Genomic DNA, 10,506 nt, shown 5'->3' with positions numbered 1-10,506 from the left:
TTTTTTTTGATAACTATAAATGATTAAAGGTCATTTTTTAATAGGTATTTATATTTATTCATATGTTAAAGTGGTTTATAAGTGCAACAAATATACGGCTAGTATTACTGCTGCAAAACTGGAACAGAACAAACCTGTGGAAAGGTGCGAGTAAAATCAAACAATATAAAGTAACTTCTAAATTAGGAAAAAATGCGACAACAGCTAAAAGAAAATCGGCAGTTGCATAGGGCTTAAAGCAAAAAGGAGAGCCTTATAAACTTAAAACAGCTTTGACTAATGAATCCAGTTGGTATTGTTCGAAACTTACTCACAAAATGTGGGATAAACAAGGATATGATCTGAGAGCTGATATCTTGAATTTTTATGTAACGCCATCAAATATTAAAGATGATTTAAACACAAGAGAAGTTAAAAATTGGGGTTCGAAATTACCGTCCGCTTACTAGTTTTTAAATTTAATAGAAGGGGTGTCTTATGAAGTTGAAAATTCTTTTGCTTATTTTCATCGTTATCTTAGCTGGATGTTCTCAACCCAAAACACAGGGAATTCCGTCTGAAAAAATAACGAACTTTAAGCCGGGTTCATCAGGTAATTTATTTTTATTTTATCCGTCTGATAATAGGGTGTCACAGTCGAAAACCTATGTAAAAGAAGTGGATAATGCAGGTGAAGTTATAAACGTTTTTTCGATTGAGGATGCTGATTTTAGACGCGCAGAACCTTTTCAAAATCCGCTTTATCCCAATACAATTTATTTGAGTTTATTTGGTGAGGCAAAAATCGAAAATTTTTTCTATGAGTTTGATTTAGATACAAAGACTTTTGCAAAGAAAAAAATAGACTACTTTAAGGAACCGCTAGGGGTGTCTAATGTTTTTCACTATGGTAAACAGTTGAATTTTTCAACTATTTTATCGCATGAAACGGGAGAGCAAAACGAAAAGGATGGTCTTTTCAATGTTTCTATTTCTAATATCGATTCAGAAAAAACTGTCGAAACGCCTTATGGTGCTTCACCGGCATATACACCGTTACTAGGGTTTAATAATAATGTGTTTTATGGTGCTAATCTTACATTGAATAAAAAAGATGAGTTCACTGGGAAGGGCATTGTTTCAACTAATCTAGAAACGGGGGAATTTAAATTTTTAAATCCTGAGAATGATACGACTGCTTCGTATCTACCTTTTTATACAAATGATGATTTTATGTTCTTCTTATCTGATAGTGGTGTTTTCTATAAGTATGATAAAGACATGCGCGTTACGCATCACAAGTTTTTAACGTCTGAACAGCTCGATAAGGGCTATAGTATTGATATTGAAAATAAACCGTTATTTATCAACAAACATGAGGCGTTATATACGGTATCTCATTCAAAAACGGCGCTTCTTTTGTTAATAGATATAGATACTTTATCTTTTAAAGAAATACCTATCAAAGGTTCGTATGAATCGATACGTTTAATGTCATATGATAACACCAAAGATGAGATATACATATTGGGCGAAAAGGGGGATTCAGCTGACTTACTAACGTTAGACGATATAACCTTACATATTGAAAATAAATTCAAGGTCGATTATCCGCATTTATTGGATTTCGTAATCAAGTATTGAGTTTAGTTTGATTTCAAAATACTAATTCAGCTAAGAAAATAAGAATGAAAAGTTAGATAGATACTAATAATCGAGTTCGAAATAGCCCGAAAATGATTATTATGTATAATGTTTTTAAAATACTATTGTATAATAGGGCTTTTTATAGTAACGTTAGATAGGTTAAACTAACTTATTGGGGGTAATCTATAATGAATAATAATTTAAGTATTGAAGAACAACTTTTAGTTAATTCTGAAGTTGCAAAAAAGGGAAAAAATATCGTTTTAGCATATGTTTTAGCAATATTTGTAGGTATTTTAGGAATCCATCGTTTTTATTTAGGTCGTAAAGGATCTGCTATTGCGATGTTAATCATCGGTTTGTTTTCTTTCGGATTAATAACAGGTGTATGGGTAATCGTTGATTTATTCTTAATCCCAGGTATTGTAAAAGAGAACAACGCTGTTATTGAAGCAGAATTAACAAATGAAATTATTGCATCACGTGAACAAAACTAAGTGATGCTAGTCGTATTAAATTATCACAGTAAAATGTGATAAACAAAAACACTTCTTGTAAATTCAGTTTTCTGAATGCGTAAGAAGTGTTTTTTGATGCAAAATATCGTACTTTAGGTGAAAAAACAGTACAGTGCGGTTGTTCTTCTTAATTTACAGCATAAAAAAAGCGCTAGCGAGAGGTCGCTAACACCTTGGGCTATTTCTGTTTTTTATCAACAGGTGTTTTTTTCTTTGCCTGAGACATACGGTATTTACTAATATCCATTAATACCATTAATAGAAGCACACCGATAACAATTAACAATAAACTACGATCTATTTTTTGGTCACTGAGTGCAGTGAAGACCAATGCTAATATGGGTAAGATATAATACCAGCCTTTTTTTAGCCAAGCCATGTTTAAACCCCCTCTAAAAATCACTTTCTTCTATAGTAACATGTGGATTATGAGATGTCATATCATAATATCTTTGCATAGCGTTGACTCAACAGAGAAGAGATAGCTTGAATGTGTACTTTTATTGTCAGTAGCTTTACGATTAATTCTAGTTACTAGTTGAAATATTATGTTATATCTGTTATTATAATGGTGTAAGTTAATACTTGTTGCACAGGTACAACTTATAGTGTTTCATTTTTTTTACCTATAGTGGGACGCGAAAATGACCGCTGGGTCAAAAAACGTCCAGATAGCGAGGGATGCCTGAACATGCATGATTTGTTGAAAGTTCAAAAACGTTTAGTACCAGACATGTTCATGGTTATGCAAAAGAGATATCGGATTTTAAGATCGATTTACTTTTCGCAGCCAATCGGAAGACGTGCGCTTGCAGAGATGCTCGACATGTCCGAAAGAGTCTTACGTACAGAAGTTGCTTTTTTGAAGGAACAACAACTGATTACAATGGCGTCTGCTGGCATGTCTATCACAGATACAGGTAAGGAAGTGTATCATCAATTGATTTCGGTTATTGATGAAACATCTGAAATCAGACAACTCGAAGAAGCTTTAGCTGAGAAGCTAGGCATCGCAAGAGTGGTCATTGTTCAAGGCGATAGCGACTCAGCATCTTGGGTAAAACAAGATCTGTGTCGTGAAATGGTTAACGAATTGGACAAAGTTTTAATTGATGGTGATGTTATTGCCGTCAATGGTGGAACAACGATGGCTGAAATTGCTGGGATTGCACCATCAAATTTTGCAAACGGACGCGATTTATTGTTTGTCCCAGCCCGAGGCGGTTTAGGTGAAGATTTAAGAAATCAAGCCAACACAATTTGTTCTCGATTAGCTGAGAAAACACTCACACGTCACCGGGCACTCTATGTTCCTGAACAAGTGACAGAATCGACGTACCGCTCATTACTTGCAGAACCAACAGTACGTGATACATTGAATTTGTTGCATTCAGCAAATGCAGTGCTACACGGTATTGGGGATGCAGTGACAATGACGCAGCGTAGGCATTCAGGTAACAACACTCTCGAGATCATCAAAGAAAAGCAAGCCGTTGGTGAAGCTTTTGGTTATTATTTTGATGAAAAAGGGAATGTAGTATATCAAGTGCCGACGATTGGATTACAACTTGGAGAGTTAACGAATATCCCACACGTTTTTATTGGTGCTGGTGGTAAGTCCAAGGCGAAAGCCATCGCGTCATTTGTCAAACACGCCCCTTATCATGCGATATTATTCACAGATGAGGGCGCGGCACATAAGCTTTTAGAAGGCTAACCCTTTTAAAATATAGAACTTTCAATCATTGAAGGAGGAATTTACTCATGACAGTAAAAGTAGGTATTAATGGTTTCGGACGTATTGGTCGTTTAGCGTTCCGTCGTATTCAAAACGTAGAAGGTTTAGAAGTTGTGGCAATCAACGATTTAACTGATGCTTCACAATTAGCACATTTGTTAAAATATGATACAACTCAAGGTCGTTTTGACGGCGAAGTTGAAGTGAACGATGGTTTCTTCAACGTTAACGGTAAAAAATTAGTTGTTTCTGCTCAACCAGATCCAGCTCAAATCCCTTGGGGAGACTTAGGCGTTGATATCGTATTAGAATGTACTGGTTTCTTCACTACTCAAGAAAAAGCTGAATTACACTTAAAAGGTGGCGCTAAAAAAGTTGTTATCTCTGCACCTGCTTCAGGCGACATGAAAACAATCGTTTATAACGTTAACCACAGTGAATTAGACGGTTCTGAAACAGTTGTTTCTGGTGCTTCATGTACTACTAACTGTTTAGCTCCAATGGCTAAAACTTTAGAAGATTCTTTCGGAATCACTTCTGGTTTAATGACTACTATCCACGCTTACACAGGTGACCAAAACACATTAGATGCTCCAAACCGTAACGGTGATTTACGTCGTGCACGTGCTGCTGCAGCTAACATTGTTCCAAACACTACTGGTGCTGCTAAAGCAATCGGTTTAGTATTACCATCATTAGTTGGTAAATTAGACGGTGCTGCTCAACGTGTTCCAGTTCCTACAGGTTCATTAACTGAATTAGTAACTGTTTTAGACAAAAAAGTTACTGTTGAAGAAGTAAACGCTGCTATGAAAGCTGCTTCTGACGCAATTCCAGAAACATTCGGTTACACAAATGACCCAATCGTTTCTTCTGATATCGTAGGTATTACTTATGGTTCATTATTTGATGAAACACAAACTAAAGTTATGACTGTTGGAGATACTCAATTAGTTAAAACTGTAGCATGGTACGACAATGAAATGTCATACACTGCACAATTAGTTCGTACTTTAGCTTACTTTGCTAAATTATCTAAATAATAACTATCTGAGCTATATACATTCGCATAAGATATGAATATTAGCGGAAACGAGAGTTTCCGCTTTTGTTCAATAGTCGTTTAAAAGCGATGAATTATATAATAAAACTGGAGGCTATGACACATGAACAAAAAAACAATTCGTGACATCGATGTTAAAGGTAAAGTTGTCTTCACTCGCGTTGATTTTAACGTGCCACTACAAGATGGTAAAATTTCTGACGATACTCGTATCCGTGCAGCGTTACCAACAATTAAGTATTTAGCAGACAACGGCGCTAAAGTTTTATTAGCAAGTCACTTAGGTCGCCCTAACGGTGAAGTTGTAGAAGAATTACGCTTAAACGAACCAGCAAAACACTTAGCTGACTTACTTGGTAAAGAAGTTAAAAAAGTAGATGAAGCATATGGTGCTGGCGTTAAAGCTGAAATTGAAACAATGAACGATGGTGACATTTTAGTTCTTGAAAATGTTCGTTTCTACCCAGGAGAAACAAAAAATGATCCTAAATTAGCAAAAGAATTTGCTTCATTAGCAGATATCTTTGTAAACGATGCTTTCGGTGCAGCTCACCGTGCGCACGCTTCTACAACTGGTATTGCTCATGAGATTCCTGCAGTTGCTGGTTTCTTAATGGAAAAAGAGTTAGAAGTGCTTAGCAAAGCAATGGAAAACCCTGATCGTCCATTCACAGCAATTATTGGTGGCGCTAAAGTTAAAGATAAAATCGGCGTAATCGAAAACTTGCTTGATAAAGTAGATAACTTAATCATTGGTGGAGGTTTAGCATATACTTTCGCTAAAGCTAAAGGCCTTGAAATTGGTAAATCATTACTTGAAGCTGACAAACAAGACTTAGCGCTTTCTTTCCTTAAAAAAGCAGAAGAAAAAGGCGTGAAATTCTTGGAGCCAATCGATGTTGTTGTCGCTGATGGATTTGGTGAAGACGTACCGCGTAAAGTTGTACCAATTACTGAAATTCCAGCTGACTGGGAAGCTCTTGATATCGGACCAAAAACTGTTGAATTATACAGCAAAGTCATTTCAGAATCTAAATTAGTTATCTGGAACGGACCAATGGGTGTATTTGAATTAAACGCGTTTGCTGACGGTACTAAAGGTGTTGCTCAAGCATTAGCTGATTCAGATGCATACTCAATTATCGGTGGTGGAGATTCTGCAGCAGCAGCTGAAAAATTCCACTTAGCAGATAAAATGAGCCATATTTCAACTGGTGGTGGTGCTTCACTTGAGTTTATCGAAGGTAAAGTATTACCAGGCGTTGAAGCATTAAACAACAAATAAGAACGAACAATCATTTAAGCTGAAAGGGAGTTTTATTAATGCGTAAACCAATTATTGCAGGTAACTGGAAAATGAATAAAACAGCTGCTAAAGCGGCACAATTTATTGAAGAAGTAAAAGGCAATGTACCGTCACACACTGAAATTGATTCAGTTGTAGCAGTTCCTGCTCTTTTCTTACAAGAAGTTAGTCGTTTAACAGAAGGAACTGAATTACGAGTTGCTGCTCAAAACAGCCATTTTGAAGATGAGGGTGCTTTCACTGGTGAAAACAGCCCATTCGCAATTGCTGATTTAGGCGTTAACTATGTTGTTATCGGTCACTCTGAGCGTCGTGAGTTTTTCAACGAAACTGACGAAGCTGTTAACAAAAAAGCGCATGCTATCTTAAAACATGGTATGACACCAATCATCTGCTGTGGTGAAACATTAGAGCAACGTGATGCTGGTATTACAAATGATTTTGTTGGTGGACAAGTTAAAGCTGCTTTAGCTGGCTTAACTGAAGACCAAGTAAAAGCATCTGTTATTGCTTACGAACCAATCTGGGCAATCGGAACTGGTAAATCTTCAACAGCTGAATTAGCAAACGAAACATGTGCTGCTATTCGTGAAGTTGTAGCAGAAGCTGTTTCTCCAGCAGCTGCAGCAGCAGTACGTATTCAATACGGTGGTTCTGTTAAACCAGAAAACATTGCATCATATATGGCTCAAAGCGACATTGATGGCGCTTTAGTTGGTGGCGCAAGCCTTGAATCTGCTTCATTCTTAGCATTATTAGAAGGTGCTAAATAATGAGTAAATCCCCTGTTGCAATTATTATTTTGGATGGCTTTGGTTTACGTAATGAAACTGTAGGTAATGCAGTAGCACTTGCTAATAAACCAAACTTCGATCGTTACATGGCTGAATTTCCACATGGTCAATTGAAAGCTGCCGGCTTAGATGTTGGGCTTCCAGAAGGCCAAATGGGGAACTCTGAAGTAGGCCACACAAACATTGGTGCAGGACGTATCGTCTACCAAAGTTTAACTCGTATTGATAAAGCAATTGCTGACGGTGAGTTCCAAACGAACCCTATCCTAAACAAAGCCTTTACTCATACGAAAGAAAATGATTCAAACTTACACTTGTTTGGCTTGTTGTCAGATGGTGGTGTTCATAGCCATATTAATCATATGCTATCACTATTAAGCACAGCAAAAGAGCAAGGCGTAAAAAACGTTTATCTACATCTTTTCTTAGATGGACGTGACGTAGCACCTCGTTCGGCATTAGGTTACATTGACACTGTTAATGAAGCTATTGCTAAACTTGGTTACGGCGAAATTGCTACAGTTTCTGGTCGTTTTTATGCAATGGACCGTGATAAACGTTGGGAACGTGTTGAAAAAGCATACAACGCTATCGCAAACGGTGTAGGAGAAACAGCAGTATCCGCAAAAGAAGCAGTTGAAGCTTCTTATGCTGCTGGAAAAACAGATGAATTTGTAGTGCCAACTGTCATCACAAAAGATGGTCAACCAGTTGCAAAACTTAGCGAGAACGACGCTGTTATTTTCTTTAACTTCCGTCCAGACCGCGCAATTCAATTATCAAATGCCTTCACTGACAAAGAATGGGAATTCTTTGATCGTAAAGGACATATCGACAACGTGAAATTCATTACAATGACATTATATAACCCAAGCATTGATGCGGAAGTGGCGTTTGCGCCAATGCCGATGACTAATGTTTTAGGTGAAGTGTTATCAAATGAAGGGTTAGCACAATTACGCATTGCCGAAACTGAGAAATACCCTCACGTTACTTTCTTTATGAATGGTGGACGTAACGAGGAATTCCCGGGAGAAAGTCGTATTTTAATCAACTCGCCAAAAGTTGAAACATACGATTTACAACCGGAAATGAGTGCTTATGAAGTGGCTGATGCGCTGGTTGCAGACATCGAAGCTGATAAGAACGATGCCATTATCTTGAATTTTGCCAATCCAGACATGGTAGGCCATTCAGGTATGGTTGAACCAACAATCAAAGCAATTGAAGCCGTGGATGAAAACCTTGGTCGCGTTGTAGATGCTATCCTTGCAAAAGGTGGAGCAGCGATTATCTTCGCAGATCATGGTAATTCTGAAACAATGACAACGCCTGAAGGCGAACCACACACTGCACATACAACTGTGCCAGTACCTGTGATTGTCACTAAAAAAGGCGTGACATTACGTGAAGGCGGACGCTTAGCGGATGTTGCACCAACGATGTTAGATTTATTAGACGTCAAAAAACCAGTTGAAATGACTGGAGAATCACTCATTATCAAATAAAACATCACTTGATTTTGTTTTTGAGAAAAAACAAGGTAGAATAGAAATGTAAATAAAATAACTTAACTTAAAAGGAGAGAATTATATTATGTCAGCTATTATCGATGTATATGCACGCGAAGTCTTAGACTCACGTGGTAACCCAACAGTAGAAGTAGAAGTATTCACAGAAGCAGGTGGCTTTGGCCGCGGAATCGTTCCTTCAGGAGCATCAACTGGTGAGTATGAAGCAGTTGAATTACGTGATGGCGATAAATCACGTTACTTAGGTAAAGGTGTTACTAAAGCAGTAGCAAACGTTAACACTACAATCTCTGAAAAAATCATTGGTATGGATGTAACTGACCAACCAGCACTTGACAAATTAATGATTAAATTAGATGGTACTAAAAACAAAGGTAACCTCGGAGCAAACGCTATTTTAGGTGTTTCAATTGCAGCAGCACGTGCAGCAGCAGACGAATTAGGTATGCCTCTTTACAAATATCTTGGTGGAACAAACGGTAAAGTATTACCTGTACCAATGATGAACATCATCAACGGTGGTTCTCATGCTGATAACAGCATCGACTTCCAAGAGTTCATGATTATGCCAGTTGGCGCTCCTTCATTCAAAGAAGCATTACGTATGGGTGCAGAAATCTTCCACGCATTAGCTTCTATCTTGAAATCAAAAGGTTTAGCTACTTCTGTAGGTGACGAAGGTGGTTTCGCTCCTAACCTTGGTTCAAACGAAGAAGGATTTGAAGTTATCATCGAAGCAATCGAAGCAGCTGGTTACAAACCAGGTGAAGACGTATTACTTGCTATGGATGCAGCTTCTTCTGAATTCTACGACAAAGAAAAAGGTGTTTACGTATTAGCTGATTCTGGCGAAGGCGAAAAAACAACTGCTGAAATGATCGATCTTTACAAAAACTTATGCGAAAAATACCCAATCGTATCTATCGAAGATGGCTTAGATGAAAATGACTGGGATGGTTTCAAAGAATTAACTGTTGCTTTAGGCGACAAAGTTCAATTAGTTGGTGACGATTTATTTGTTACAAACACTGAAAAATTAGCTGAAGGTATTGAAAAAGGAATCGCTAACTCAATCCTTATCAAAGTTAACCAAATCGGTACATTAACAGAAACATTTGATGCAATCGAAATGGCTAAACGTGCTGGTTATACAGCAGTTATCTCTCACCGTTCAGGTGAAACAGAAGATTCAACAATCGCTGATATCTCTGTAGCTTTAAACGCTGGACAAATCAAAACTGGTTCATTATCACGTACTGACCGTATTGCAAAATACAACCAATTATTACGTATCGAAGATGAATTAGAAGATTTAGCTGAATACCATGGTAAAGCAACATTCTACAACATCAACAAATAATAAATGATTAATAGGAAAAGCCTCACTCCCGCAAGGGTGAGGCTTTTTTGTTGTCCTTGTTACTGTTATCGTAGCGGATTTATCCGCTTTACGAGAACAGTAGGGGTGCTGACATTGTTGCGAATATATGAGCTTACAAAGACAGTATGGGACGGAGCGCAAGCGAGTACCAATCCTTATGCCTTTATCGTTGCGAATTTATTCGCTTTACGAGAGTAACAAACCTTCAAGCAATTGAGTGTTAATTCCTTAGAGCAGGCGAGTGCCAATCCTTATGTTAATTACTTAATAGTACTAATCTTTTGCTAATATCCCAACGTGTTCATCTGATTTTTAATTTATAAATATATATCATGTTCTATAATTTAGTGTGCTAGCGACATGTAGTCAGCGACGCACTAAATTATAGATTTTTTTATGAATTTAATTTGAGAAAAAGAGCATTCAGATGAATTTATTCCTACTATTTATGATTGAAAAAAATTCAACGGTATGCGCAATCGCTGAGTTGAGGAGTGAATTGTGATCCAATAAAAATGAGGAGTTAACATGGAGTCAGATAAATTAAA

Annotated in this window: 9 protein-coding genes; 8 read left to right on the top strand and 1 reads right to left on the bottom strand. The window is 37.3% G+C overall.

The features are described 5' to 3' along the window. Positions 1–477 precede the first annotated feature (477 nt). On the top strand, positions 478–1,623 hold the full coding sequence (locus IKV95_RS05950) for a hypothetical protein (protein WP_069127494.1): 1,146 nt from the start codon (positions 478–480) through the stop codon (positions 1,621–1,623). Positions 1,624–1,814: 191 nt separating this feature from the next. Next, the gene (locus tag IKV95_RS05945; RefSeq protein ID WP_029091887.1) at positions 1,815–2,123 is read left to right on the top strand and encodes a TM2 domain-containing protein; all 309 of its coding nucleotides are present in this window, start codon (positions 1,815–1,817) and stop codon (positions 2,121–2,123) included. Positions 2,124–2,322: 199 nt separating this feature from the next. Here the strand turns inward: IKV95_RS05945 and IKV95_RS05940 are convergent, their stop codons facing one another. Beyond that, a complete protein-coding gene (locus tag IKV95_RS05940; protein ID WP_029091888.1) occupies positions 2,323–2,523 on the bottom strand; it encodes a hypothetical protein in 201 nt (66 codons plus the stop codon). Positions 2,524–2,835: 312 nt separating this feature from the next. On the opposite strand from IKV95_RS05940, the gene IKV95_RS05935 reads away from it, so the two are divergent. The 6 genes from IKV95_RS05935 to eno all read left to right on the top strand — a co-directional run bounded on the left by IKV95_RS05935 (position 2,836) and on the right by eno (position 9,937). After that, entirely contained in the window at positions 2,836–3,861 is a 1,026-nt protein-coding gene (locus IKV95_RS05935) for a sugar-binding transcriptional regulator (RefSeq protein WP_029091889.1), read from the top strand. A gap of 47 nt (positions 3,862–3,908) precedes the next feature. Continuing rightward, the gene (gene gap / locus IKV95_RS05930; RefSeq protein ID WP_029091890.1) at positions 3,909–4,925 is read left to right on the top strand and encodes a type I glyceraldehyde-3-phosphate dehydrogenase; all 1,017 of its coding nucleotides are present in this window, start codon (positions 3,909–3,911) and stop codon (positions 4,923–4,925) included. A 123-nt stretch (positions 4,926–5,048) separates the two neighbouring features. After that, positions 5,049–6,230 carry a phosphoglycerate kinase gene (locus IKV95_RS05925; protein ID WP_029091891.1) on the top strand — a complete coding sequence of 394 codons (1,182 nt, stop codon included), beginning with the start codon at positions 5,049–5,051 and terminating at the stop codon, positions 6,228–6,230. Between the two features lie 38 nt (positions 6,231–6,268). After that, positions 6,269–7,024 carry a triose-phosphate isomerase gene (gene tpiA / locus IKV95_RS05920; RefSeq protein ID WP_029091892.1) on the top strand — a complete coding sequence of 252 codons (756 nt, stop codon included), beginning with the start codon at positions 6,269–6,271 and terminating at the stop codon, positions 7,022–7,024. Continuing rightward, entirely contained in the window at positions 7,024–8,553 is a 1,530-nt protein-coding gene (gene gpmI / locus IKV95_RS05915; RefSeq protein ID WP_029091893.1) for a 2,3-bisphosphoglycerate-independent phosphoglycerate mutase, read from the top strand. The genes tpiA and gpmI overlap by 1 nt, the downstream gene beginning before the upstream one ends. A gap of 88 nt (positions 8,554–8,641) precedes the next feature. Further along, a complete protein-coding gene (eno, locus tag IKV95_RS05910; protein ID WP_029091894.1) occupies positions 8,642–9,937 on the top strand; it encodes a phosphopyruvate hydratase in 1,296 nt (431 codons plus the stop codon). Positions 9,938–10,506: the final 569 nt, after the last annotated feature.

This window comes from Brochothrix sp. (genome assembly GCF_017549435.1).
In the GTDB taxonomy this organism is placed as follows: domain Bacteria; phylum Bacillota; class Bacilli; order Lactobacillales; family Listeriaceae; genus Brochothrix; species Brochothrix thermosphacta.
This window is presented reverse-complemented; position numbering and strand designations above follow the sequence as displayed.

What these genes read in the sequence shown, in the direction of transcription:
- IKV95_RS05950 (WP_069127494.1), top strand. Translation starts at nt 478, where the DNA reads ATGAAGTTGAAAATTCTTTTGCTTATTTTCATCGTTATCTTAGCTGGA.
- IKV95_RS05945 (WP_029091887.1), top strand. Translation starts at nt 1,815, where the DNA reads ATGAATAATAATTTAAGTATTGAAGAACAACTTTTAGTTAATTCTGAA.
- IKV95_RS05940 (WP_029091888.1), bottom strand. Translation starts at nt 2,523, where the DNA reads ATGGCTTGGCTAAAAAAAGGCTGGTATTATATCTTACCCATATTAGCA.
- IKV95_RS05935 (WP_029091889.1), top strand. Translation starts at nt 2,836, where the DNA reads ATGCATGATTTGTTGAAAGTTCAAAAACGTTTAGTACCAGACATGTTC.
- gap (WP_029091890.1), top strand. Translation starts at nt 3,909, where the DNA reads ATGACAGTAAAAGTAGGTATTAATGGTTTCGGACGTATTGGTCGTTTA.
- IKV95_RS05925 (WP_029091891.1), top strand. Translation starts at nt 5,049, where the DNA reads ATGAACAAAAAAACAATTCGTGACATCGATGTTAAAGGTAAAGTTGTC.
- tpiA (WP_029091892.1), top strand. Translation starts at nt 6,269, where the DNA reads ATGCGTAAACCAATTATTGCAGGTAACTGGAAAATGAATAAAACAGCT.
- gpmI (WP_029091893.1), top strand. Translation starts at nt 7,024, where the DNA reads ATGAGTAAATCCCCTGTTGCAATTATTATTTTGGATGGCTTTGGTTTA.
- eno (WP_029091894.1), top strand. Translation starts at nt 8,642, where the DNA reads ATGTCAGCTATTATCGATGTATATGCACGCGAAGTCTTAGACTCACGT.